The organism is Mycobacterium conspicuum (assembly GCF_010730195.1).
GTDB classification, from domain to species: domain Bacteria; phylum Actinomycetota; class Actinomycetes; order Mycobacteriales; family Mycobacteriaceae; genus Mycobacterium; species Mycobacterium conspicuum.
On sequence record NZ_AP022613.1, the window covers coordinates 1,905,170 to 1,930,397 of the forward strand.

At 67.0% G+C, this 25,228-nt stretch carries 19 protein-coding genes; 8 read left to right on the forward strand and 11 right to left on the reverse strand.

Annotation, left to right across the window (positions count from 1 at the left end; genetic code table 11):
• Positions 1–49: 49 nt before the first annotated feature.
• Positions 50–5,884 (reverse strand): MobF family relaxase, encoded by a 5,835-nt coding sequence (mobF, locus tag G6N66_RS09285; RefSeq protein WP_085231683.1) that lies wholly within the window; start codon positions 5,882–5,884, stop codon positions 50–52.
• Positions 5,885–6,172: 288 nt separating this feature from the next.
• On the opposite strand from mobF, the gene G6N66_RS09290 reads away from it, so the two are divergent.
• Together G6N66_RS09290 and G6N66_RS29335 are read left to right on the forward strand one after the other, a co-directional pair.
• Positions 6,173–6,655, forward strand: coding sequence for a hypothetical protein (locus G6N66_RS09290; RefSeq protein ID WP_085231682.1), 483 nt, complete (start codon positions 6,173–6,175; stop codon positions 6,653–6,655).
• A 442-nt stretch (positions 6,656–7,097) separates the two neighbouring features.
• Positions 7,098–7,271, forward strand: coding sequence for a hypothetical protein (locus tag G6N66_RS29335; RefSeq protein WP_232079249.1), 174 nt, complete (start codon positions 7,098–7,100; stop codon positions 7,269–7,271).
• A gap of 361 nt (positions 7,272–7,632) precedes the next feature.
• Here G6N66_RS29335 and G6N66_RS09300 read toward each other — a convergent pair whose 3' ends face one another.
• Both G6N66_RS09300 and G6N66_RS09305 read right to left on the reverse strand, forming a co-directional pair.
• Positions 7,633–8,679 (reverse strand): DUF932 domain-containing protein, encoded by a 1,047-nt coding sequence (locus tag G6N66_RS09300; protein ID WP_085231681.1) that lies wholly within the window; start codon positions 8,677–8,679, stop codon positions 7,633–7,635.
• 458 nt (positions 8,680–9,137) lie between these two features.
• On the reverse strand, positions 9,138–9,860 hold the full coding sequence (locus G6N66_RS09305) for a DUF4192 family protein (protein WP_232079250.1): 723 nt from the start codon (positions 9,858–9,860) through the stop codon (positions 9,138–9,140).
• A 947-nt stretch (positions 9,861–10,807) separates the two neighbouring features.
• On the opposite strand from G6N66_RS09305, the gene G6N66_RS09310 reads away from it, so the two are divergent.
• Both G6N66_RS09310 and G6N66_RS09315 read left to right on the forward strand, forming a co-directional pair.
• Positions 10,808–11,098: a hypothetical protein gene (locus G6N66_RS09310; protein ID WP_085231680.1), complete on the forward strand. Its 291-nt coding sequence runs from the start codon at positions 10,808–10,810 to the stop codon at positions 11,096–11,098.
• A gap of 250 nt (positions 11,099–11,348) precedes the next feature.
• Positions 11,349–12,137, forward strand: coding sequence for a hypothetical protein (locus G6N66_RS09315; protein WP_085231714.1), 789 nt, complete (start codon positions 11,349–11,351; stop codon positions 12,135–12,137).
• Here G6N66_RS09315 and G6N66_RS09320 read toward each other — a convergent pair.
• Complete coding sequence (locus tag G6N66_RS09320; protein ID WP_085231679.1) at positions 12,134–12,601, reverse strand: DUF488 domain-containing protein; 468 nt, start codon at positions 12,599–12,601, stop codon at positions 12,134–12,136. The two genes, G6N66_RS09315 and G6N66_RS09320, sit on opposite strands and share 4 nt — an antisense overlap.
• Positions 12,602–12,780: 179 nt before the next feature.
• Between G6N66_RS09320 and G6N66_RS09325 the strand changes: the two genes are divergently transcribed.
• Positions 12,781–13,641, forward strand: a complete 861-nt coding sequence (locus G6N66_RS09325) for a TIGR02391 family protein (protein WP_085231678.1) — start codon at positions 12,781–12,783, stop codon at positions 13,639–13,641.
• Between the two features lie 210 nt (positions 13,642–13,851).
• Here the strand turns inward: G6N66_RS09325 and G6N66_RS09330 are convergent, their stop codons facing one another.
• Positions 13,852–14,373, reverse strand: a complete 522-nt coding sequence (locus G6N66_RS09330; protein ID WP_232079252.1) for a hypothetical protein — start codon at positions 14,371–14,373, stop codon at positions 13,852–13,854.
• A 356-nt stretch (positions 14,374–14,729) separates the two neighbouring features.
• Complete coding sequence (locus G6N66_RS09335; RefSeq protein ID WP_085231676.1) at positions 14,730–15,080, reverse strand: hypothetical protein; 351 nt, start codon at positions 15,078–15,080, stop codon at positions 14,730–14,732.
• Between the two features lie 453 nt (positions 15,081–15,533).
• Between G6N66_RS09335 and G6N66_RS09340 the strand changes: the two genes are divergently transcribed.
• On the forward strand, positions 15,534–15,689 hold the full coding sequence (locus tag G6N66_RS09340; RefSeq protein WP_163645802.1) for a hypothetical protein: 156 nt from the start codon (positions 15,534–15,536) through the stop codon (positions 15,687–15,689).
• On the opposite strand, the gene G6N66_RS09345 is transcribed toward G6N66_RS09340, so the two are convergent.
• The 5 genes from G6N66_RS09345 to G6N66_RS09365 all read right to left on the reverse strand — a co-directional run bounded on the left by G6N66_RS09345 (position 15,665) and on the right by G6N66_RS09365 (position 20,801).
• Positions 15,665–16,384: a chymotrypsin family serine protease gene (locus tag G6N66_RS09345; RefSeq protein ID WP_085231675.1), complete on the reverse strand. Its 720-nt coding sequence runs from the start codon at positions 16,382–16,384 to the stop codon at positions 15,665–15,667. The genes G6N66_RS09340 and G6N66_RS09345 overlap by 25 nt on opposite strands.
• 186 nt (positions 16,385–16,570) lie before the next feature.
• Positions 16,571–17,863: a toprim domain-containing protein gene (locus tag G6N66_RS09350; protein WP_085231674.1), complete on the reverse strand. Its 1,293-nt coding sequence runs from the start codon at positions 17,861–17,863 to the stop codon at positions 16,571–16,573.
• Positions 17,863–18,156, reverse strand: coding sequence for a hypothetical protein (locus G6N66_RS09355; protein WP_066911685.1), 294 nt, complete (start codon positions 18,154–18,156; stop codon positions 17,863–17,865). Before G6N66_RS09355 ends, G6N66_RS09350 begins: the two co-directional genes overlap by 1 nt.
• Before the next feature lie 29 nt (positions 18,157–18,185).
• Positions 18,186–18,419 carry a glutaredoxin-like protein NrdH gene (gene nrdH, locus G6N66_RS09360; RefSeq protein ID WP_085231673.1) on the reverse strand — a complete coding sequence of 78 codons (234 nt, stop codon included), beginning with the start codon at positions 18,417–18,419 and terminating at the stop codon, positions 18,186–18,188.
• A gap of 765 nt (positions 18,420–19,184) precedes the next feature.
• Positions 19,185–20,801, reverse strand: coding sequence for a ParB/RepB/Spo0J family partition protein (locus G6N66_RS09365; protein ID WP_085231672.1), 1,617 nt, complete (start codon positions 20,799–20,801; stop codon positions 19,185–19,187).
• Positions 20,802–21,473: 672 nt separating this feature from the next.
• Between G6N66_RS09365 and G6N66_RS09370 the strand changes: the two genes are divergently transcribed.
• On the forward strand, positions 21,474–22,436 hold the full coding sequence (locus G6N66_RS09370) for an AAA family ATPase (protein ID WP_085231671.1): 963 nt from the start codon (positions 21,474–21,476) through the stop codon (positions 22,434–22,436).
• A gap of 173 nt (positions 22,437–22,609) precedes the next feature.
• On the forward strand, positions 22,610–25,024 hold the full coding sequence (locus G6N66_RS09375) for a S8 family peptidase (protein WP_232079253.1): 2,415 nt from the start codon (positions 22,610–22,612) through the stop codon (positions 25,022–25,024).
• The last annotated feature ends 204 nt before the right edge of the window (positions 25,025–25,228 follow it).

Sequence of the window (25,228 nt, forward strand, 5' to 3'; positions counted from 1 at the left end):
ACTGGTTGTCGTCGGCGGCGGCAGGTAGCGCGGGGGTGGGCCGGATCGGTTAGAGCCCGATGCCGTTGCCGCGGTCTTGGTGGCGGCCACGGGCGCGGTCGCGTTCGGCGATGGCGTCCAATCGCGTTGCGGTGGTGGCGATGTCGCGTAGATGCGCGAGCACGTGGTTGCGTTGGTGCAGTAGTTGGACGGCGCGGTTTTGGGCCGGGCTGGGTGCGTTAGTGGCGGCCAGGTGGTGTTCGGCGCGGTCGATCGCGGTGCGGGGTGGGCGCCGCTCGGGGTCGGGGGTACCCAGCTGTTGGGTGTGGGGCAGGTCGTTGGACAGGACGGTGAGCAGGGTGTGCGCGGGCTGCTGGTCGCCGGCGGTAATGAACACGAGTTTGGTGTTGGTGGTGGCGGCGCTGTCGGCGAGCCAGCGCAGCTGAGTGGGGGTGAGCGCTTGGGCGTCCTCGACGATGACCAGGCTGCCTAGCGGTGGCGTGTGGCCCTTGGCGGTGAGGTCGTCGCGGTAGCTGCCGATGGTGGCGGTGGTGTCGGCGTAGGCTCGATCGGCGCCGTTGTCAGTGCCGGCCAACGCAATGATGTGTTTGTTGTGGTGGTGGGCGGTGTCGGCGAGGGCGCCCAGCGTAGCGGTTTTGTCGGCGCCGGTGTGTAGGTGGAGCAGTTGGACGCTGTGGATGTTGGTGGTGATGGCGTTGACTGTGCGGCGGTGCGCGTCGTCGAGGCCGGCAACGGCGGCGTTCGGTGGGGTGTACATAGCGGCGGGGCTGGTTGCGCTGGCGGCGTGAAGGAAGTCGACTTCCGCATGTAGTTGGTCAAGGTCGGCGCCCAGATCGTAGGTGTGGGTGGGGCTTTGGGCCAGGGAGCGGGCGGCGGTGGCTTCGGCGCGGGCGAGTTGGTCATCAAGGTCGCGGGCGTGGCGGCGGGCGGCGTTGAGGCTGTCGCTGTCGGCGCGCATAGCTTGCGTGCGGCGGGCGTGCAGGTCGTGTTCGGTGACGATGCCGGCTACGCCGCCGGCGGCCGCTATGAGTGCGGAGCGGGCAGCGTCGAGACGGTCGCGGGCGCTGCGCACCGCGGTGTCGACCCGGTCGGTTTGTTCGCTGACCTGCGTGTGGTGTTGGCCGTAGCGGACGGCGGCGTCGTGCTCGCCGCGCTCGGTGGCCGCGGTGATCGCGGCGGCAAGTTGGGTGAGTAGTTGGCGGTGCAGTTCGGCGGTGTCTTCGGCGTGGACCCAGCGGTCGTGAGCGCTGGCCAGGGCCTGCTGGTAGGGGCGTTGTTCACCCAAGCGGCGGTGCAGCTCGGCCAGTTCGGCCGTGGCGGCGTGTTCGGCGGGTCCGCCGCCACCGGTGAGGATGGTGTTGGCGAGTTGGTGGGCGTGACGATGGGCGGCGTCGCGGCGGGCGCGTAGGGCGGGAATGTCGATGTCGTCGACGCGGGCGGGTGCGGCGGGACGCACGGTGGGCAGGTCGTCGATGTCGAGGCCGCCGAGGTCGTCTTCGACGAAGCCGTAGGAGTAGTCGTAGGGGTCGGGCGGGGGCTCGTGTAGGTCGGCGTCGATGTGGTGGTCGTCGAGGTCGAATTGCTGTTGGCCGGTGGATGTTTCGGCCTGTTCGGCGGGATGGGGGATGTCGGGGTCGATGGTGGCGGCGTGGTGGGTGAGCAGTTCGACGCGGTAGGTGAGCAGGCGGGCGTATTCGTCGGGCCGGATGGTCTGGGTGGCGGCGATGTCGTGCAGGTGTTCAGCGGCCGCGGCGAGCAGATCGTGGGGGGGCCAGTCGGCGGCGGTGACCGCGGCGACCAGGCCGGGCCAGGCGGGGTCGGTGATGACGGCTTCGGCGATGCGGGTGCCCAGGAGGTGGTGCAGGTCGGCGGTCCAGGGGGGCCGCAGGTTGGTGTCGGTGCCCTCCAGGGAGGGGGGCGCGAGGGTGCCGGCCAGCCGCCACCACAGGGCAGCAGCGGGCATTTCAGCGGGGAGCGGCCCGTGTTCGGTCGCGGCCTCGTGCAGCAGGGCGGCGACGTCGGCGCCGGCGCGGGCGGCGCCGTCGAGGTGGGTGGCCAGCCGCGGCCAGTATGGGTCGTCGGTGAGGTGTGGGTCGATGGTGTGCGCGAGTTGGCGCCAGCGGGCGGTGTCGGCGCCGGCGCTGGTCAGAGCGGCATCGAGGCGGGAGTGGATGGCTTCCTGGACCATGGCCGAGCGGTTGGCGTGCTGTTCGGGCCCGGTAATCCGGGTGTCGGCGGCCTCGACGCGGTGGGCAGCGCGGAAGACCGCGATTTCGGCCAGCAGGTTGCGGTTGCCGTCGAGCAGGGGCCGCGCCCAGGCGGGGGCGGTGGCGGCATCCCAGGCGCGGGCGGTGCCGCGGATGTGATCGGCGAGGTCGCTGAGGAGTTCGGCGCGCTGCTGCAGGTAGGTCGCCCAGGTCGGGTCGGTAGTGATGACGTCGGGGATGGCGGGCAGCCAGTGCAGCGGTCCACGGTCTGCGGCACTTGAGCCGGTGGGGGCCGGGAGGCGCCAGTCCAGGACGGCGGCGGGGTCGTGGGCGTCACCGAGTCCGGTGGCCGCGGCCTGGTGCAGGGCGTCGATGGGGTCGTGTCCTTCGATGGCCAGCAGGGCGAGGTGGCTGCGCAGCACGGGCCAGGCTTGGGCGTCGGTGAGGTGATGGCCCAGCCGGGCGGCGGCGGTGTCGATGCGGGCCATGACATCCGGGCCGGCGTGTTGTTCGGCGGCGGCGCTCAGCGCATCGGAATACATGTCGGCGGCCAGGTGAAGCCGGTTGAAGGGGTCGGTGTCGGCGGCGGCGATGCTGTGGGCAGAGTGTTGGGCGCCGTCGCGGCCCAGGATGGTGATCAGGATGTCCACGGCGGTGGGCGGGTGGGTGGCTTTAGGGGTCAGGATGCGGTGTGGGTCGGCTTCGGCGGTGGAGAGGTAGAGGTGGTTTTCGGTGCATCCGCGGGTGGCGGCGACGTAGAGCTGTTGGCGGGTGAGCCGGTCGGAGCCGACGATGTGGCAGGTGCCTTCGGTGTCGCGGTGCCCGGCGGTCATGCCTTGGGCGGCGTTGATGGTGCTGGCGTAACCCAGGGTGGTGTAGGTGGTGACGTAGCGGGCGGGCAGGCGCACCGGGGTGGCCGGGCCGCGCAGGGGGACGACGGTGATCGAGCCGTCGTCGTGCACGGCGCGGATGATCCAGCGGTGGCCGTTTTTGACCCAGGCGCCATGCGTGGTGGTGCGTAGCCAGCGGGCGTTTTTGCGGGTGGCGATCCAGTCGCCGGCCGAGGCGGTGAGGCCGTCGGCGAGGGTGACGGTGGCCGCTGATTGTGGATCGTTCGGAGGGCTGGCGGGGGTGGTGGGGGTGTGGGTGAGCCGGTCGAGGCGGGCGCGTTCGTTGAGTTGGGCGACGAGGTCGTTGGTGGGGGCCAGCAGGATGGAGTCGCGGCCGGCGGCGCGGTCGGCGGCCCAGGCTTGGAATGCCATGTCGGCGGCGGTCTGGTCGGCGCCGACATGCACCCGGTGGTGGTCGATGTAGAAGCCGATTCCGGCAGGGTCACCGGCGCGGATGGCCAGGCTGGCGGCGGCTTCGGCTTTCCCGGTTTCGGGGTGGGTGAAGCGCACGACGGTGCTCAGGGTGACGGTGTCGTGGCGCTCGGCCAGGTCGCGCAGGACGCCGCCGGCCGAAACCGACGCCAGTTGTTGGTCGTCGCCGATCAGGCGCACGCTGGCTCCGCGTGCCAGGGCGTGGGCGATGAGGGTGGCGAGGTCCGCGGTGGAGGCCATGCCGGCTTCGTCGACGATGAGCAGGGTGTCCGAACTGATGCGGTCGAACCATGCTCGGGCGGGGTCATCGGCGGGTGCGGGGGTGACGGTGCTGGTGTCGGTGAGTTGGTTGAGTTTGGCGATGGTATCGGTGGGGGAGGCGAGGTCTTGGGCGAGGACTTCGGCCGCGCCGGCGGTGGGGGCCAGGCCGATGACGGTGCCGCCACTGTTGCGCCAGGCGGCCGCCAGGGCGGCCATGGCGGTGGTTTTGCCGGTGCCGGCCGGTGCGAGCGCGAGCTGGAGGCGGGCACCGGAAGCGGCCATGTCGCGCACCAGGGCGACTTGTCCTTGGTTGAGTGTTAGGCCGTGGTTGGCGTGGGTTTCGGCCAGGGCTAAACCGATGTTGATGTCATCGACGGTGCGCCCGTCGCGCGTGGTGGCGGCGGCCAGGATGCGCCGTTCGGCGGCCATGATGGCGGCACTGGTGTAGACGGTGGTGTCGTGGCGGGTGTAGACGCTGGCGCCGTCGCGGCGGCGCAGCACGGCGGGCTCGTTTTTGTCCGTATCAGCGTCGGTCGTCAAGGTGATGCTGTGTGCGCCAAGGGCGCTCGCCACGATGCGGTTGACGAGCTCGGGGCCGCCGGGGTGGTTGGCGTAGCGCAGGGCTCGTTGGGCTTGGGCGCGCACGTGGTTGACCGTCCAGGTGGCCCGGGTTTGGGCGACGGTGGCGATGACCGCCGCGGCCTGCTCACTGATCCATTTTTCGGTGATTTCGAATTGTTGTGCGACGACCTGATTGGTGGCGTCGACGATCATGGCGGTTAGGGCGCGCTGGCTGCCCAGCACCTCGACGGCCTGCACGCGCCACACGTGGCGCTGCTCGGCCAGCGAGCGCGGTTCGTGTTTGGCTTGCCGAGTTTCCAAGGTGGCCTGCTGCGACAACGCCAGCATCTCCACCATGGTCGGTTCACGCCCGTGCGCGGTTTGGAATTGCTTGGCCAGCTGGCCGACGCGATGGTCAATGGCCGCGCTGCGTGAGGAGTATTTTTCGATCAATTCGGTGGGGATGCCGGCGATTTCACGCACCGGCCGTTTACCCGGTTTGGCATCGGTTTCGGCGAACCGGACACCGAGTTGTGCGGTGAGCAGGGCTTCGATGCGGGTGTTGTACAACTCCGATGCGGCGACGGTGGCGTGGTGTAGCGGGGTGCCATCTAACGCCAGCCAGCGCGGGATGCGATCGGCGCCAACGGCTTGCACTTTGTTGCTGATCACCAGGTGGGTGTGCAGGTTAGGGTCCCCGGCGCGGGAGTCGCGGTGATCGAAGGCGGCCGCGGTCAATCCGGTGGTGTTGACCTGGGCGACACCGTGGGCTCCGATGCGGGAAAACGCGGCGTTGTCTTCGAGAAATTCCAGGGTTTCGGCCACGGCGTCGTGGTGGCATTCCTCGATCGCCCGCGCGATCGGTGTCGGCGCGATCGCCCACAGCGCCGACACCGATTTGACCGGGGTGAATGTCAGGTCATAGCCGGCCACCGCGGTGGTGGCCGCACGCGAATTGCGGGCGATGAACCCCGACAGTTCCCGGTCATCGGCGGGGGGTCGGGCGTAGCTTTCGGCGAACATTTGGCGCCCGAGTGCGGTGCGAATGCGGGCGCGGATGTCGGCGGCGAGGGTGGCGTGCTCGTCGTTGCCCACGGTGGTGTTGTAGTCGCGGTAGGCCTGGCGCAGCCGGGTGACGAACTGGTTTTCGCTGTTGTTGATGGCAAACGGCCTGCCCAGCCGCGCGGCCGCGATCGCGCCGGCCTGGGCGAGGCCAAATCCGCTGAGATGCCGGGTGATTCGGTCGGCGTTGGGGTGTAAGCCTTCACCGAAGAGGGCTTTCATTTGGTCTTCGCTGACTTGTGATCCGTGCGGGACCGCCCACAGGTCGGCGACCAGCGGGGCTGAGGCATCCCGGGCGATGGGCTGCCCGAGTGCGGCCAGGCCGCGGCCCATCCAGTTGCCCGGAGTTTCACCCTTGGCGCTGTAGTAATCCGAAAGGCTAGGGCGCCCACGGTCGGTCGCATCCGAGGCGGCGACTTGGCGGATCAGGTACATGTAGCCGTCGCCAGCGGTCAGTTTGTGTAGGCCCATCACCGCGGCATCACCACAAATTCGACTCTGGCATCGCCTCGGGCGTTACGCGACGGCCGCGGGCAGAAAAATCGCTGCGGTTAGGCGCCCTAATGATCGCCCGTTACCGAACCGTGACCTGAGTGCAAGAGGTGTGATGTTCAGGGAGGGGCTGAAGTTAGGGTGCGCTAAGTGACGGTGGGCTGGTGTGGTGAGTGATCGGATCCGGGCATAGGGAGTCAGCGTCGTGGTGGAGATTTTTGTGTTCGGCTGCGGCGTAAGGGTTTTGCGGGCTATAGCGTGTGAGACATGGGAAACAAGGCGGTCAGTAGGGAGGCCCGGCGGGCGGCGCGGGAAGCGGCGACGGCGGCCCAGGATGAAATCATTCGGCGCACGAAGGCCAACGTGGAGGATTTAGCGACGTTCTTCGATGCGCGCGAGCGCGAGGACGGGGTCAACGTGTGGTTGGCCGAGCGCCAGCAGGCGCTGCGGGAGCAGGCCGCTCACCGGCGCGCCGCTCGCCGCCTCCAATGCGGCACAGCGCTACGCGCGATGCGCGATCGCGGGGAAACGCTGCGTGAGATCGGCCGCATGGCCGGCATCAGCGAGAAAGCTGTCCGGGAGCTGATTCGCGAAACCGAATCGACCGAGGAGGCCGCTGCTGCGCCGGCGGTCGCGACCACAGTAGCAATACCGGCGGCGGTGTCAGAAACCCTGGGGCGCAACGAGGTGAGCGTGCAGAGCACACAACCGGAGGCCCGGCACCCGGAGGCGATGTCGGCGCGGGGCTAGCCGTGTGCGGGACGCTGTCAGTGGGTGCGGGGATGATGACGGCTACGGGCGGTCCAGGGCCGCAAGGAGCCGAAAGCATCGGGAGTTATGAGGGTTTCGTCACCGCTACGGCTGGTGGTGGATCCGGACGGCGCACGCCGACGAGTTACGCCGGTTCGAAGACAACCTAGTGCGGGGCCCCCGCGCGCCGAAGATTGCGCGATCTGGTGTTCCTCGATCGGCACGGATGGGCACGGGCGTTTTTGGGTGCGCCGCGACGGAAGACGGATCATGGTGCGCGCCAACCGTTATGCTCTGGCCGCCGCGATGAACGGCAAGGCATTGGAGCCGTGGGTGCGGGCGCTGCGCGGCTGCGACAACCCGGCGTGTGTGCGGGCGAGTCTGCGCGGCGAGATCGGTCTGTTGCACATCATCCGCGGCTCGCAGCGCGACAACACGTCTGATGATGGCGCGGGCCCGCCGCGGCGGCGGGCGGGTCCTGGTGCGCCGCGGCGATCACGGAGTCAAGGCGCGCCGCGGCCGGGCGGTGGCGCTACGCGAAGCGGTACGCCACGGATGGGACGCCGAAGCTGTCGAGGCGGCGCTGCTGGGCTCAACCGACCCGACCCTGTGGTAAGCCGGACGGCGACAACGCAATCAGGGCACCGCCGCGCGTGCCAACGCAGACGGAACCGCGGCGAGCGGAGCCGGCGCGCGGAGCGTCGGCGGCGGCCGCTGATGAGGTCAAGGAGTGCCGGTGGCGGTCAGGTGGTGCGGCGGTGTCGTTCGGCGGCGTTGCCGCCCGATCGGGCAGAGGGAGCTGGGCTGGTTACAGCCCGCGCCAGGAGACCAGCGACGGAGCCCAACTCGGAGGTGGCGAACGTTTGGCGCGCGGCGGCGAGTAAGCCGCCGGGCAGGGTGCCGCGGGAAGAAAAAAGGGGCCCGGCCAACCCCGCGGGATGCAGTGCTAGCCGGGCCCCAGTTAGCCAGTGGCGCACTTACAGCGTCTGCAGCAAGCGGAACGCTTGGGCCTTGAGCGATCCGCTACCGGCGGCAGCGGTGAGAGTCCGCAACGCGCGGGCGGTGCTGGCCTCACTGGCGGTTCGCGCGCCGCGGACAGGAACGACGTGGTCAAGGAATTCGGTGACCGCGTTGTAGGCCGCCCACCGGGTGCCGGCGATGGGGGCGACGGTGGGCGAAGACGTCCACAGTTTGACGATGCCGCTGGCGCGTTCGCGTCGGTGGCGCAAGGTGGCGGCAGTGCCAGCCGAGTCGACCTCGAGCAAGGTGCTGGCGAAGCGCCGCATCTGATCGGTGTCCATCGGGGCCGCGTAGAGCGCGGCGGCCTCGGCTTCGAACGCTTCGACGTAACGCCAGCTGAGCTTGAGGGCGTTGCGGGCTTCGGTGATGGAGGCACGTGCGCCGCCGGTGTGGCGGATGGAGAAGCTGGCCTTGGCGGCGGCGAGAGCGGCGGACTGGGTGTTCGCGCACACGATCCGGATGGGCGAGACCAAGAAACGGAAGGCTGAACTGCCGTCGTGAGAATTTAAGGCCGCGAGGTAGAAATCGGTGCGGTCCTTGCTGCCATCTTTGCCGTCGAAGACCATGCTGCTGGGCAGCTTCATGGTGACGAACGTTTCGCGCCCGCACCGCAGTGCGCCGGCGGTCTCGAAATGCGCGCCGCCGCTTTGATCCACCAGGGCGTCGAGCAGGTCGCAGGACGCCTCGTTTTGGACGGGCTCGTACTTGCTGCCAACGACACCGAGAACGTCCAGGCGCCCGTTGATGGGGTTGGTGCGCACGGTGGCGTAGAAGTCCGGCACAGCCAGCGGTGCTGGAGTGGCGACGCCGGTGTGGTCGATGACGGGTTCCTGGGGCACCTGCAGCGGCATTTTGCGGACGTTCCAGCCGGCCAGGTGAGAGGCCTGTAGCGCCTCGCGGGCGGTCATGGCGTGGCCAACCGATTGGCCGAGACGGTGCCAGGCGTCGGGGCGAGAGTTGGCGAAGGAGGCCTGACCATCGGTGATATCGAGCTCGTGTGGCATCGGATTGTTCCTTTCAGGAAGGGGTTGGTTCGCGCCGTTCAGCGCTGGGTGTGGGGGGACCGACGGGGTGGCGGTGTCAACCCCGCAGAGCCCGGCGGAGAAGCAGGAGGCGGATTTTCGGCCCGGCGAGCCCGGCGCGCAGCGCCGCGGGGTGAGCTGCCATAGGGCCGACAAATGCCGCCGGTGCCGCCCGGGCGCAGCGGGAGCCGGCCGCATAGGCCGGCGGGAGCGAAGAACGGGCGAGCCCGCCGGGCGTGGGTTGACAGCGACGGGGTCCCTGGCGGTCAAACTTGGCCCCCGCTGACGGCTAGAAGAAGGTGAGGGGCTACGGACGGTCGCCGCCGGTAGGCGGCGGTCGCGCCCGTGGAGGGCGCGCAAGGATGAAGCGCCGGAAGAAAAAGGGGGCCTGGCCAACCCTGCGTGTGGGGAGCTGGCCGGGCCCGGGGAACCGTTGGGGGTTAGTCGCGGGTGGTGGCGTCGATGATGGCGCGGCTGATCTGCTGGGGTGGTATACCGGAGCGCAGCGCGGTGAGAAGCATGAGAGCGAGCCGTGGCGGCGGGGTCTGGGTGCCTTGGGCCTCGTTGAGTGCAGCGTCGGCGGCGATGCCGGCGCGGACGCTGTCGTCGAGGAGGCAGTAGCAGGCGGCGGCGATGGTGAGCGCTTCGGCCCGGGGCCGGCCGCGCAGGCGCCGGGCGATGTGGGTCCACAGATAGGCGCCGGTGTCAGTGTGTTGGGCGGCGGCGGCGATCATGGCGTCGCGCACGGCGACGTCGGCGGTGATGGCGATGCCCGCGCGGGTGGGCAGGGTGCGGCTGATCGGGTGACCTGCGAGGGCGTCGGCGATCTCCTGGGCGGCGGCGAGGACAAGTTCGCCGTGGTCACCGAGGGCCATCGGTGGGGCGGGCGGCAGGCAGGCGAATTCGGCTTCGATGTCGCTGCGCCCCGCACTGACTCGGTCACCGCCGAGGACCCGGTGGGCGGTGACGATCGAGTCGGTGTAGGGATAGGTCGGGCCGGTGCCGCCGCTGTCGGGGTCATACCACTGCCCTTCGGTGGTGACGTCGCGGGTCATGATGCGGCGCAGCACGGGGATGCCGGCGGCGCGGAGCGCCACGCGCAGGGCATCGAGGACGGTGAGGGCTTGCCAGTCGTGGGGTTGGTCGCACACCGCCAAAAGCACGGCGGCGTGGTTGTTCCCGGGTCGCAGGTTTGCAGGTGGCCGGGAAGTTCGCGGCTTGGTCCACGGTGATCGTGACGTCGAACCGAATCGCGGCGCGGACCACCATGTTGCCGGTGTTGTGGTCGCGGTGCAGCATGTAGGCCACGACGCTGTTGGTGGGGGCGAAGCCCAGCAGTGCCGCGGCGGCGGCAACGATGTCTGCTTCGGTGCGCAAGGTGGTGGTTGGCATGGTGTGTTCTCCGTTCTGTGCGGTGAGTGGTGCGCCGGTCAGCGCTGGGGGAGCGGTCAATCGGCTGAGGGTGGGCGGTCAACCCCGAAGAGTCCGCGGCGGGCGGAGCAGGGTTTTCGGCCCGCGCTCGCCGGCGCGAAGCGCCCTGGCGAGCTGGCATAGGGCCGAAAAGGTCACTCGGCCTGCGTAGTTCGGCGCGGGCGTGGGTTGAGCGGTCGGGCCCCCGGCCGATTAGGCTGCGACCACTGCTGACGGCTTAAAGGTGAGGGGCTACGGACCGGTGGCCACCGCAGGTGACCAATCCGACGGCGGCGCGGGGCGCGCCGACGCCACCTCACACCGGAAGAAAAAGGGGGGACCCGGCCACCCCCTCGTGTGGTGCGCGAGGTGGCCGGGCCCCCGAAAGGGATGCCGCTCAGGTGATCTCAAAGCGACTACGTAGTGAGGTCGACCGGCTCAAACACCTTCTCCGCGAGGGACTCGGCGCCGAACTAGAAGCTGAATCCGGTCAGTCGCTTTGGCGACGGGTCGACGAACTTACCGAAGCCAATGCGCGTTACCGCAGTGAGAACATCAAACTCAGCGCCGACGTGAGCGAAGGCCCGAGCACAACTCCACGTAGTCGAAGATGATCTCGCGGCCGCGAGAACCAGCCTGCGGCGGATGATCAAGGATCAATCCCAGCACCTTCCGGTTGAATCATGATGGGTGCAACCTCGTGAGTGCCCTTGATCCGCGAAGCGGAGAGGACACGTTCGACCTGATTGATGACGCCGTCGCCGCGCTGACCGACCGCCGCGGCGTTTGGCTGGGAGATGACCTGACCGCAGTCGCGTTGGTTGCCAGCCTCATCCAGCAAGCGGAACGATGTCTGCCCCAAATGATCCACGACGCTCGCGCCAACGGGCATGGCTGGATCGAGATCGCGCGAGCACTCGGCACCAACCCCGACGAGGCATGCCTGCGATTTGACCCGGATTCCCCAGCTGCTGATGGCAGATGGCCCTGAGCATCCCGAGCTGCGCTCAGAGGTCGGGGCCTAGCGGGAATCCCTTGGACAGCTTGAAAGAGCCAGCGCCAACCGGTCCGACCGGGCCTCAACTGTACGGGTCAAGTGTTGCCGGCGATGACAAGCCGCCGATGTCCCGGGAATTGACGCACTGGGTGGTTACCCTCCCCGGATGGGAGTGAGCGATCCACCCGACGTCGCCGCGGGCGCGATGAAGACGCCGCGTCCGGGCGAGCAGACCGCAGAGGTGATGGTTACCGTGAAGACTTACCCGAACCCGAGCGAGACGTACGGCGAAACCGTCTGCGTTGCCGGCGTGCGCCTCGACCGTGAACGGCCCGAGTGGATTCGGCTGTACCCGGTGAAGTTCCGCAACGCCGACTTCGACATTCAGTTCAAGAAGTACGAGATAATCCGTGTCAACGGGGCCTACCAGCACGTCAACGACAACCGCCCCGAGTCGTTCCGGCCGCGGCAGGACGAGCTGGAGCACGTGGAACAGCTCGACACGAGCAGCAACTGGCAGCGGCGGCGGATGAACCTGGACGGACTCATCGGCGCCATCACGATGTGCGAGCTCCTCGACCAGAACCCGGTCGGCGGCATGTCCGTCCCGTCACCGTCGCTCGGCCTGATCAAGCCCCTCGACGTCGTAGCCACCGTGGCCGACGGCGACCGGTGGAACGCAGCCGAGCAGGCGAAGATCGACAAGGCCTCGGCGCCGGACCTGTTTGGCACCTCGCTCAAGCCGCTAGAGCCCGCACCGTTCGCGGTCCGATACAAGTACCGCTGCGAGTCGCAGAAGTGCGGGGGACACGACCAGAAGGTGCTCGACTGGGAGGCTGGCCAGGCCGGCCGGCGGTGGCTGCGGGAGTACGGCGACGCCGGTGCCCGCGCGGCGATGCTCAAGAAGTGGCGGGACGAGATGCTCGCGCACGACAACGACGTGCACTTCTACGTCGGGAACCAGAACGCGCACCGGCGGTCCTTCTCGGTCCTCGGCGTGTGGCGGCCTAAGTTCGAGAACGCGTTGTTCTAGACGTGCACCACGGCCGCGTTGGGGCGGGTCTTCAGCAGCCGGCGCACGACGATGTCGCGGTGGCATTCGGCGTGGTCGTGCTCGAAGCACAGCAGCGCCACGACGCCTCCGTCCAGTAGCTCGCAGACGTGCGCGAGCGCGTCGGTGGCCGCCGCGGTGTCCAGCACGTCGCGGTAGCGAGCAAGGGACTCCGGCTCACCGGCACGGAACCCGGCCCGGTTGTGCTTCGGGTTGCCGAGCGCGCGGTGGTGCACGTAGCCGATCCCGACGGCGGCGAGGGCCTCGGAGAGCTTCGTCTTCGACAGGCCGGGCTTGCGGCTCAGCGGGGTCAGGCGCACGTCGACGAGGACCTGCACCTGCTGTTCGAGGAGCTTGGCGACGAGATCGCCGACGGTCTTCCCTTCGTAGCCGATGCTGACAAGGGTTCCCTCGGCGGTGTACCCGGCGGTGTCAGAGGTTGCCATGGGTCCCTATGGTGCCGCAGCGGTCGGGGAGAAGTGAGGCAACCCCCGCGGGTGCGATGGAACCGTGACCACAGCCGGGAGGGTACGCAGCTGGTCCGACAGGGCGCCGTCGGTGCTAGTCCCACGACGTGGCGATCGTCCGAAACGCCAGTGTCGGTGTCGCGGGCTAGCCTGCTGCGATGACAGATGCCCGTGTTGAGGCGTTCACGCCGGGGACGATCGAGGCCGTGGCGAAGGCGATCGGTGAGCTGTACAGCGGCTCGGAGCTGACCCGGGTCCTGGCGACGGCGAAGCTGCCGGACGTGATCGGCGAGGGCACGACGAAGTGGAAGCGCCTCGCGGAGGCCATGCAGCAACAGCAGTTCAAGCAGAGGGACGGCCGCCCGATCCTCGCGCTCATCATCGCGGCGATGGCACCCGACCGCACGCTCGGCCGTCGCCCCGCCGCGAGCGCCACGCGAGACGAGTTGAACCAGATCCTGTCGCTGTCCGGCTACCGCGTCCGGGACGACGGGCGCATCGGCCGCGCGTCGAAGGCGACCACCGACGCGGAGGCGGCGAGTCGGAGCACACGTCTGCGCACCCACCTGACCGACCGTGGTGCGCATCCGGAAGTCGTGCGCCACTGCCGGGCGGAGCTGCTGAAGACCGACTACTACGAGGCCGTGTTCGAGGCGGTCAAGGGACTCGGTACGCGCCTGCGGGTGAAGTCGAAGTTGGACCTGGACGGGCGTCCTCTTGTCCAAGCCGTGTTGCAGGGAAAGTCGCCGCGCATCCTCCTCACCCCGTGCACCACCGAGACCGAACGCAATGAGCAGATGGGCATCGCTCTGCTCGCCGAGGGCGTGTTCGCCGCCTTCCGCAACCCATCGGCACATGAGCCCCGGTTGGTCTGGCACGTCACCGAGCAGGACGCCCTCGACGTGCTCGGGACACTGTCGATGATTCACCGCCGCCTCGACACGGCGCGTCTCAGTGGGGAAGCGCCTAGCGCGCTCCGCGGCAGGAGTAATCATCCAAACGTGCCTTACATGCCATAGCGCACATCATCGCGGGCATCACGTTAGATGCACCGGTTAACCGGTATCTTTTTGCGCTGTACCTTCGGAAGACAGCTAGATAACGATCGAGGCCAGCGCGCAGTCGGTCTCGGTCATTCGGGTGAGTCCCTTCTGATGCGGAAATGGGATGCGGCCGGGCCGACGTTCGGATGCGAGACGTCGGCCCAGCCGCGAAGCACGGGTCAGGGGTTAGGCCGGCAACAGTCCGGCGGCGGCGATGTGGTCGAGGGCGGTCTCGAGGTCCTCGTGCGCGACGGGCGGGTTGACATCGAGAGCGACGGTCCACATCGGTTCCTCGCCGATTCCGGCGGTCAGGGTGTAAGTGTGGCCGGCGTGGGCGGCGCGGTAGGACCAGTCGCGGCCGGGCACGGCGTGGAAGGTGAGGTCGCCGGCGCGGACCTTGAGGATGCGAGTGTGCGGCGCGGTGTTGAGGTCAGGTGCGGTCGCTTCGACGGCGGCCATCTGCCCGTGGGCGTCGGTGGCGAAGAGAACGAGGCGGTGCCCGCCCTCGCGGGTGTAGTCGTGCACGGTGGTGAGCCCGATGTCGCCGTGGTTGTGAAACGGGATTCGGGTGATGCCGTACTGCTGGTGCTGGATGCGTCCTGCGGCTTCGTCAACGAGGTTGAAGGCGAGCTCGAATTCGTGGTCCATGGTGTGTTCTCCGTTCTGTGCGGTGAGTGGTGCGCCGGTCAGCGCTGGGGGAGCGGTCAATCGGCTGAGGGTGGGCGGTCAACCCCGAAGAGTCCGCGGCGGGCGGAGCAGGGTTTTCGGCCCGCGCTCGCCGGCGCGAAGCGCCCTGGCGAGCTGGCATAGGGCCGAAAAGGTCACTCGGCCTGCGTAGTTCGGCGCGGGCGTGGGTTGAGCGGTCGGGCCCCCGGCCGATTAGGCTGCGACCACTGCTGACGGCTTAAAGGTGAGGGGCTACGGACCGGTGGCCACCGCAGGTGACCAATCCGACGGCCGCACGGGGCGCGGCGATGCCACCTCACACCGGAAGAAAAAGGGGGACTGCGGCCAACCCCGTGGAAGGGCCGGCCAAAGCCCTGGTGGTGGTATCTTCGGCGCAGTCAGGGCGCCGACGTTGCGACCAGTTCGCGGCAGGTGTTGTTGTTCAACCCGAGTCGTGCCGCGATGCGGTGCACGGTGCGCGTGGTCGTGTAGAGGCGCCAGGCGATCAGATCCAGCTCGACACGTCCGTGCATGCGGCGTACTGCTTCATCGCGTTCCGCCCCGCGCAACCGCAGCCGTAGGCCGTCGTGGGCGACCTGGACGACGGCCAATTCGTCGAGTTCGGAAAGATTGTTGTGCTCGGGTTCCCGATCGCGCGAGCGCTGGGGGCGGGCTACTTGGCCGTGAGATGGCAGCGCTTGGGCTTCGTCGTGGTCGTTGATCGCCCACGGGTCGATAACTGGGGTCATGATGTTTGCTCCGTTCTGTGCGGTGAGTGGTGCGCTGGTCAGCGCGGGAGTGCGGGCAAGCGGGTGAGGGTGGGTGGTCAAACCCCGAAGAGTCCGCGCCGGGTGCTCGCCGGGTTTTCGGCCGCGCTCGCCGGCGCGAGAGCGCCTGGGGGCGAGCTGGCATTAGGGCCGAAAACAGTCACTCGACACGGCGTGCCCGGTGCGGGCGTGGGTTGAGCGCTCGGGCCCCCGCCCGCTTACCATGAGCACCCTGCTGACGGCTAAAAGAAGTGAGGGGCTACGGATTTCGCACACCGCAAGGGACCGCTTCGGCGGGCGCGGGGCGCGCCCGCCGCCACCGCAACCGGAAGAAAAAAGGGGGACCCGGCCGACCCCGGGTGCTCCAAGCGCTGACGCCAAATCGCGATGCGGTGAGGGTCGCTGTGGCCGCCGCACCGCGGGTAGCCTAAGAACGTGATGGAAACGGCGGTGCTACAGGAGCTCGTGGAATCGGATCGTATTCCGACACCGGTGATCGACTGGCTGGTGAACGGTGACTGGTCCCCGCCGGTGCTGGCTTGTGATGTGTCGTATCCTGGCGCCGATTACTCGGGACCGCTGGAGTTTTGATCAAGCCGGCCGGGTGCGTTGAGGGCGCGAACACCGTTCGATAGTGAGGCGAAGCGGCCGTACTGTTGGCCGGCCGCGGTCGTTTTGTCCCCTAGCCAAATCCCGATGATTTGCGGGAAGCCGCGCAGGGTCCGCGTCCACACCGGGCCTCCGGAGTCACCGGGGATGCTGGGCGGCATGCCAGTGGTCAGGTATTGGTCTTCACCTTGGCCGGCGGCGATTTGACCGCAATGTGGACCGCTGGAAATACCGATCCGACAGACGGTTTCGCCGATTTGGGGTTCGGGGTGGTCATCGGTGAAAGGCATGCGGGTGTCGACGATGAACGCTGACGCCAAGGAGTTGGTGCTGAAGTCGATCAGTGCATAGTCCGCGCCGCCGCTGGGCGGGGGCTCGAAAACGGTGCGCACGAAGTGTCCGGTGAGCCCGTTTCGCTTGTCTCGGGCATAACCTGATGCCGAGTCGGCGCGGCAGTGTCCGGCGGTGATGGCGTAGGTGTGAAAGTCGACGCCGGTGTAGACGTAGCCGATCGTGCAGAACTGGTTGCCTCCGGCGGGACTGATGTAGTCGACCTCTTCGCCGGGGCTGACGACGGTCAGTGCGGCGTGTGACGAGGGTGAGTCGGTCAGTGCCAGCGCTGCCGTGGTGAGCAGGTCGCAGACGATGGCGGCGAGTCGGTGCGTTGTGGTGCGCATGGGTCAGTCAGCGTCCAGGTTCTAGGCGGCCCGGGCGTGGCGCAGGCGGCGTTCGGAGCGCAGTTGCGCGGGCGGTCATGCTGTCGATCCAGGCGCGAGCGGTGCTGGCCGCGGGCCCGGGTCGGCCTGCGGCCGCCGTGATGGCTGCGGCCGCGCGGTTGGTGATGGCGGTCTCGAAACGCGTTGTCATGCAGACTCCTTCACACCGGCGGCGGTGGCGGCTTGAACTGGGTACCGACGAGTGTTGTGCCGGTAGTCGACGGTGAGCCGCTCGAGAATGCCCTCGACGGCGTGGACCGCGGCGCGCGCCACTGGTGACGGCTGCTGGTTGCTGTGGTGCAGCAGCTCTTGTTGGGCGTGTTGCACTGCGCGCAGTTGGTCGGCGGCTTCAGCGAGCCATCGCGCGGCGTTGCGTGCGCTGCCGGGCACCAGGCCGCGCCGGTCGTGGTGGGCGCGGACTTCCTGTAGGGCGGTGTCGAAGCGGTCGGCGGCCCAGCGGGCCTTCGCGGCGGCGGCCAAGACGTGCAGCTCGGCGGGGGTGAGGACGGTTAGACCTCCGAAGGGGTCGCTGGGGTCCCACAGGCCGGCGTTGACGTGATCGGTGGCGTCGGCTTTATCGACCTCGATGGCGGGCATGAGCAGAACCACCTGAGCGGAGCTGGCGTGCAGACGTTCATGCAGGTTGATCGCCCGCTGATAGCCGGCGAGGTCTCGGTCGGCCACGATGGCGACGTTGAGTCCGGTGAATGCGTCGACCATTTCGGCGGGGAAGTTGGCGGCCCCTTGGGCGTTGGTGGTGGCCAGGCAGCCAAGCGCGGCAAGTGTGTCGGCGTCTTTCTCGCCTTCGGTGACCCATACCCAGGCGCCGGTCTTGGCTGCGCTCCGAATTGCGTTGGGCCGATACAGCACCGGGGTGAATCCGCGCGGCTTGCGATACACCCATTGGTGCGCGTCGCGGTAGCGCTGCCGGAACTGTTTGTGGGGTTGACCGGTGCAGGTGCATTCTTCGCGAATGACCTGCTGCACTGGTGTGCCGGTGGGGCTGAGGTAGGTGTAGACCCGGACCCGGCGCCACTGGTGCTCGGCGTGTTCGCGGAGCACGGTGATACGCCCTGGCAACGGTCCTAACCCGGGAACTCGTCGCGCCGCCTTCGGTTGTGCGGCGCGCGTCCGGCCCTGCCCGGTTGCGGGCGCAGGGTTGTCGAACAGATCGGCCAGGCGCAGACCGAGGGCGGCGGCGATGTCGGCGGCGGGGGCCTGGCAGCTAAAGCAGTGCAGCAGGACCGCCCCGCCCCGGCCGGCGTGGGTATTTTCGCGCCACCCAACCGATAGCGAGGGGGAGTGGTCGGTGTGCAGGGGGCAGCTGGCCATGAAGGCGTCCCCGCCACGGGGGCGGATGCTGTGCCCTGCTGCTTGCAGAGCGTCCCGCACGTGGTCCAAAGCGGTTCCGGGCCGGCGGCTTTGGTGTGTGCTGGCCATTACGGCGTCTCCTGGTCGATGACTGTGTGCACCACGGCGTAGGCCGCGCGAGTATTGCGGATGCTGTCGTCGAGGAAAGTGGCGACATCGCGTCCGTCACGGCCGTCCACAAACTCGACGTCGTAGATGGTGTTACTGCGCAACTGCTCAAGACTGCTCGCGGCCTTCTGCAGGGCTTTCACGGCGGCGGACAGGTGGGCAAGCAAATGGCTTCGCGTTTCACCGATTTGCTCGATACGGTCCAGTTCGGCGAACTCGGCAACTGCTTGCTCCAGTGCGGCGTCGGTATACATGGGGTGGGTCCTTCGGTCAGCAGTGGGGTCTAGGCGGCGGCCAGGAGAGCCACGCGATCCGGACGAAAGCCGGACCAATGCACCGTGGGGGAGACATAGACGACGGGCGCGCCCAGGTAGCCCAAACCCATCACGTATTCGCGGGCCTCGGGATTTTCGGTGACGTCGATCTTCTGGTAGTCGATTCCCGCTTTGTCGAGCGCTTTGAATGTCGCGTTGCACTGCACACAGGCCGGCTTCGTATATACCGTTATTGGGGACATTACTAGCCTCCTTCGTAAATGCATGGTGCTGCGCTGGATAATTAAAGATTACTGCCGTAGTTGACCCTATGCCATAGTCGCGCAAAAGAATTTCGAGCAATTGTGGATAGTTCGCAACACCGATTGAAGTTGGGTATGCGCAACCTCCTTTCGGCGCGAGGCCCCCGCATGTTTTTCGCGCCGTAACCACCTGTACCATACGGCTTTACAGCGTTGTGCGCAGGCAGCGCACAGGAGCCCGCGAACCGGCCACTGCCCCATGGATTCACGCTTATTCTCGCTTCGCGCGACCTGGCGGTAACCGTTTAGCAGCAGCGATAGTGCCCCGTTCTTCTTTTTGTGTTTCATCATGGATTTACCTTGCATAACCGGTCGGTGTAAGGCATTTGCGCTCACTACCTCCACGCTCCCTTCGCTGTAATTGCCACCATTGTTCTTGCCTTTCTGGCATTCACGATGTGAACCGGCCGACGGGCCGTGGAGTGCAAGGCCCGGGCGCGGAGTTTTCCCAGTGAGCGTCAGCGAGCGGCGCGTGGAAAAGTTCGCGGGCCCACCGCCCGCAGCAGCGCGAAGGCCGGCGCCTTGCAGGTAGCGGTCCGGTCGGTCAGAATCGAACGGCCAGTCGGCACAACATGTTTCGCCGTACACCCGAGGATCGAACCGCCGCCGCCGCCGTGATGAGCGGGCAGCACCGGCTGGCGGGTGGGACCGCAGTCGCCAAGGGTGGGGCCAGAACCGCAGCCCTGACCCCACCCGAGCGGCGCGCTACTCCTTTACCGCATCGGCCAAATACTGCTCGTACACGTCGTCGGCGTCCTTGGCCCTGGTCACGACTTCCTCGACGGGAGCCAGCGGATAGTCGTTGTCCGCGAGCCAACCCAGGTACTCGCCGCTGCCGACGTGGTGGCCCCACCCGCCCGCGCTGTTGCGCCAGGCATCCTTAGGGGTCCGCGACTCGAGCGCACCGAGCACCAGGGCCAACGTGATCACCTGAGCGCGCCCGTCGCCGCTGGCGGGCAGGTCGGCCACCAGCTTGGCAACGGCCTGGCCGCTGTCCACTCCCAGCAGTTCAGCAGTCGTGTCCAGCGCGTTGTGATTGGTCAGCAAGAAACTGTCACGAGACAAGCAGTCAGCAACGAACATGGCAGCGCCCTTGGGAGGTGTCTTGCGTGTTAGCAGCTTCCGCACGAAATCGCGACGCACACTGATAGCGGCCGCGCCGAGTTTGTTGAGCGCCAAGACCTTTTTGCGTTCACGCTTTTCAGCATCGGCCCGTTCGGCGAGCGCTTGAGCGCGGGCCGCCTCGCGTGCCTCGTCATCGAGATCGACCGTGGCATCGCCGTCTATCTCGACCATGCCAGCCCTGCGGGCAAACCAGTCTGCGGGCTTCAATGCGGCCGCGCGGTAGTCGATGCAGAAGTACTCGGGCGCAAACACTGTTGCCTCGGTGACGCTCGCGGCGTGCCGCTTCCCCTCGGCAGGCGTGGCCTCAGCGTCATCTTCGGTGTCCCAATCGACGTCGTCCTCGTCCACGAGCTCGCCGCTATCCACGTCGCAAAGGGCTGTGTCCTCATAGAGCAGGACCGCCCAGTGTGCCGGTTCGGTGACGGCCTGTTCATCGGCCTCCGCCCCGTCTGCGGTGAGCAGGTAGCGCAGAGGGATGTAGTCCTCGCTGCACGCTTGCGGGCGTTGGGACAGGATGGTGAAGCCACGTTCGGAGTAGCCTTGTGCGGCTTGGGCTTCGGCCTCTGCGCTGGCCCGCTGTTCGCGAAGCTGGGCTACCGTGTGCTCGAATCGCCGGGTACCGGCATCGTTGAGGAGTCGGTCCAGCGCGCCTGGCATGTCCTCAAATTCAGTGATCGCAGCTGCTTCGACGAGGCTGAGCTGGCCGTTGGCCAGGGCATCCATCGCCGCGGTGGACTTAGCTGCGGTTTCTGCGGCTTTGATGGTGTCCTTGGCGACGGCTAATCTTCTGGCGACCCTGGTGACCGACAGGCCTGCATCGATCATCTGCTGGATGCCGCGTGCCCGCTGCGCGTCGGTGAGGTCCGAGCGGTGGTCGTTCTCGACGATTTGCTCGGCGACTCGTTCGACTAGCTGCGCGTTTTCGTCGCCGCCAGTTGCGGCCCGGACATAGACCGGGACAGTGGCCAGCCCCGCTTCGCGGGCGGCCAGAGTGCGGCGCTGACCGGCTCGCACGCGGACATTTCCGTCGTCGGCACGCACACCTGCGATCGGAACGAGTACGCCGTGTTCTTTGATGCTGGCCACGAACTGGGCATCCAAATACGCGCAGTCGCGCACGTTGGTGTCCAAGATCAGCGTGTGTGGGTCAATATGTTCGATGGTGCCGGTGGGGGGTTGGCTGATGCTGTCGGTCATTTCAGTACCTTTCTTGGTAGTCGCGGGCGTCCTGGTGGCCGCCCGTTCTTTTTGCCTTCTGGCACTGAAGATTTAGGCCGGCATGAGGGCCGCGGGAGTGCAAGGTCCGGGCGCAAAGTTTCCGGCCGCGAGCTTTGTGAGCGCGACGGGAAAATTTGCGAGCCTTGTGCCCGCAGCGAAGCGGAGGCCGTGTCCTTGCGCGCAGCGGACCGCCGGCCACAATCGAAAGGCCAGAAGGCAACCAAGGAAGGGCTTACGTCCTGATGAGGGTCAAGCTCTGTAGGTTCTCATCCAACATGGCGGAGTTCTCATCTTCGTGACATCAAAATGGCGGATCCGCCACAAAGATGAGAATCTCGTTAGTCGAGCTAGGTTTCTATGGCTGTATCAGCGACTCGGGCTTGTGATCGGCCTCGGCCACGTCGCCGAGCGGCGCGGCGGAGTCAGGAGGCGACACCCTGACCTATCCGTACAGCAGGCCCAAAAGAAACTGGTTCGCCTGACTAGGTATCGCTAATCGCTAACAGCAAGTAGGCAGCAACCCGCCGCCAAGCAGCCACGCCCAATACTGAGCTGTGTCGGTTTAGTCAGTTTGACGGTCTGGTCTGCGATGATCTGGATGGTGGGTGCCGCCGCAGGGGCGGGAACACGCGTGGAGGCGGAGCAGGGCTTGTGGCGAGATCAGACTTGATTATCGACTTGGTGGAAGCCCAGCAGCGCGGCGATAACACTAGATTTCGGACACTGGTTGAAGCGATCATCGCTGAAGAGCGCAACAACCAGCACCATCTGGTCGCCGACAGGCTATCGGAGCTGATCACCACGTCGGGAACGCGGCACCTGCTGGGTCGCGATGACTCCGCGCGCCAGGTAGCAGACTTGCTGCAAGAGATTGTGCCGAAGCGGCGGCTTTCCGATGTCCAGTTGACGCCGACGCTGGCCGCGAGCATCGCAGAACTGATCGAGGAGCATCGGCGCAGCGAGTTGCTGCGCAACCACGGTCTTGAACCACGCAACCGAATCCTGTTAGAAGGCCCGCCCGGCAACGGGAAAACCACGCTGGCCGAGGCGGTGGCGGCGGAGTTGATGGTGCCGTTTTATGCGGTGCGCTATGAGGGGGTGGTGTCGAGTTTCCTCGGCGAGACCACGAGCAGGCTTGACCACGTCTTCGAGTTTGCGCGCACACGCCGGTGCGTGCTGTTCTTCGACGAGTTCGACACCATCGCCAAAGAACGCGCCGATGTCCATGAAACCGGTGAGATCAAACGAGTGGTATCAACGCTGCTCTTGCAGATAGATCGGCTGCCGTCACATGTGGTGGCCATCTGTGCCACCAATCACGGCGAGCTGCTTGACCGCGCGGCGTGGCGGCGCTTTCAGCTCCGCCTGACGCTGGACCCGCCGTCCCGCGCCCAGGCCACCGAATTTCTGGAAAAGCTGCGCGTGCGGCTCGGCGGGAGCCTTGGGTTGGCGCCACGGACCCTCGCCGACAAGCTTGCCGGGGCCAGTTACGCCGAGATCGAGGAGTTCGCCCAAGACGTGATGCGCCGCTATGTGCTCACGTTGCCGGACGGACGCATTGAAGATGTGGTCCGCAATCGTTTACAGCAGCGTGCGCATCAGAGGGAGCGGTGACCGCACCGCGCCCGCCGTTGGCGTTCGGTCCGCCTGCACGGGGCCCAATCCCGACTGGGGCACCGCGGTTCGCGGGCACGCCGGTCGCCGGCCCGGGCCCGGCCCGGCAGGGTCAGCGGCTCGGACCGCAGTTCACCGCGCTGGGGCAGGCTTTGGCGGCAGGCCGGGTCAGTGTGGACGACGACACCACCGAACCCGACCCCGAACTCGTTGTGGTCTTCGACCTGGCCGCCCCGGTGACCGAGTTCGCGCGCGCGGCCGCTCAGGTGCCGGGGTTGGAATTCCTCCTCGAGGTCGATGGCGACGATTTCGAGGCCGACGACGATTTTCACATCGTCAAAAAGGGCGAACCAACGACCGACATTGTGACTGACAGCCTCTATGTGGTCATGTCGAACGCGCAGGCGGTCGCCGAGCTGCTGGCACTGTTTCAGCGTTGGCAGGCGAATCCGCAAGAATCGTTTCCTCGAGGGCTGGCGCCGCTGCGCCATGTTTTTGAGCTGCTGCGCGACGTCCGCCGATGGGGTGCTCTGGACCGTGTCCGTGAAACCGGACTGCTCGAGCAATGGCGCGAAGACGTCGCCGTTGTTGGACAGTCAGCGACTCGGGTACGAGTCGAGATCGAACTGTGGTACCGCCGCGACGCAGGCCGCCGCGCCCAGGCTGAAGCAACGGTGCGGCGCATCATCGCCGATGCTGGGGGAGCGGTCATCACGGAGGCAACGATCGGGGGAATCGAGTATCACGCACTGCTCGCCGATATCCCTTATCCCCAAGTCGAATTGGTTGTTGAGAGCGGCCCTGAAGCGATCGCATTGCTGACCACCGACACGATCATGTACGTATCGCCAGCTCGACCGATGACCATCCCGGCGGTAGCGCCGGCCGATCAGCCGCTTAGCCCGCAGATGTTTGGTGTGAAGCCGATCAGCGATCGCCCCCGGGTCGCCCTGCTCGACGGCTTACCGATGGTAGGACATATTGCCCTGAGCGAACGGCTCATCGTCGACGACCCCGACGAAATCGCGCAGTCCTACACCAGCACTACCCAGATGCAGCACGGCACAGCCATGGCATCACTGATTTGTCACGGTGATCTGAACGCCGCGGGCCGGCCACCGACTCGGCGCGTCTACGTCCGACCGATCCTGCAACCGCATCCGGTCATCGGCAGCGAAGAGACCGTGCTGCGCGACCAGCTCTTGGTCGACCTCATCCACCGATCACTGCGCCGGATGCTTGAAGGTGAAGGGTCCGGAGACGCTCGAGCGCCCAGTGTCCGTGTCGTCAACCTGTCGATCGGCGATCCGATCCAGATGTTCGTGCGCCGGATAAGCCCGCTCGCCAAGCTGCTCGATTGGCTAGCGCACCGATACAACCTGGTGGTCTTGGTCAGCGCGGGAAATCACCCGATCGACATGGAGGTCCCCGCCGCGGCGATCGCGGAACCCGCCGAGCTGCGCCGTGCGGTTGCTGGCTCGATGTACGAGCGTGCCCGTCAACGCCGGTTGCTTTCGCCCGCCGAAGCGGTCAACGTGGTCAGTGTCGGCGCCCTGCATGCCGATAGCGCCCCTGATATTGTCAGCGACACGGTGCTGGAGACGGTCACTGCTGGAATGCCGGCGCTCTACAGTCCCGTCGGGTTCGGCCACCGCAACTCGATCAAACCCGAAGTGCTCCTACCTGGTGGCCGAAGTCTGCACCAACGACCCGGTTCAGCCGAGGGCGCCACGATGCTCTACCCGGCTGAGACCACGATGACCGGCCCAGGCATGCGCGTAGCGTCCCCGGGTTTGGCAGGATCGCTCAACGCGACCGCCTACACGCATGGCACCAGCAACGCCACTGCGCTAGCCACCCGTACTGTCGACGCCATCTTCGATGCCCTGGAATCGCTGCAGTCGGCAAGCGGGGAATTCGATTTTCCGGCAGGCGAATACCATCCGGTGCTGGCGAAGACGCTACTGGTGCACGCGGCTTCATGGGGGGCGATTCCGGATGACTTGGCAGGGCTTCAGATCGGCGAGCTCGAATTGACCCGCCGCCACCTGTCTCAGATCCTGGGTTACGGTGCGGTCGATCCGGACCGCGTTATGAGCGCGACCCCCAGCAGAGCGCTGCTGGTGGGCGCCGGTTCGATTATCGCCGACCAGCGCCACACGTTCACCTTGCCGTTGCCGCCCAGCCTGGCTGTCACCACGGAATGGCGACGGTTAACCATCACGATGGCGTGGCTGTCCCCGGTGCATACCATAAGCCGCCGACATCGCGTGGCGCGGTTAACATTTGAGCCACCGCTGCAACGGCTTGGGATCAGGCGCGCCGAGGCCGACGGGCGGGCCAGCCGCAACGGCACGGTACAGCACGAGATCCTTGAAGGGCGCCGCGCTGTGGCCTTCGCTGCCGGTGACGCCATCGAGATCAACGTCGACTGTCGGGTGGCCGTCGGCACTCTGCCAACACCGGTCCGCTACGGGCTGGCCGCGACCCTGGAAGTAGGCCCAGGGATCCGCGCAGACATCCAAGAAGAGGTCCGCCAACAACTTCAGGTACGGCTGCGCGCCCAGACTGGATCGGCAAGCACTTGAATCAGCGGCGACGGCCCTACTGAATCCTCCACGACCGTACGGTTCTAGGATCCGCGATGAAGAATGGTAAAAGCGCGCCCGCCATTTTGCTGGGAATCTTGGAACGCCGCAGTTGGATACACCGCCGTCCGCCACGGACTTTGGGAACCTACAAGCTCCTCTGTAGGTTCCCATCCAAGCTGGCGGAATTCCCATCTTTGTGAC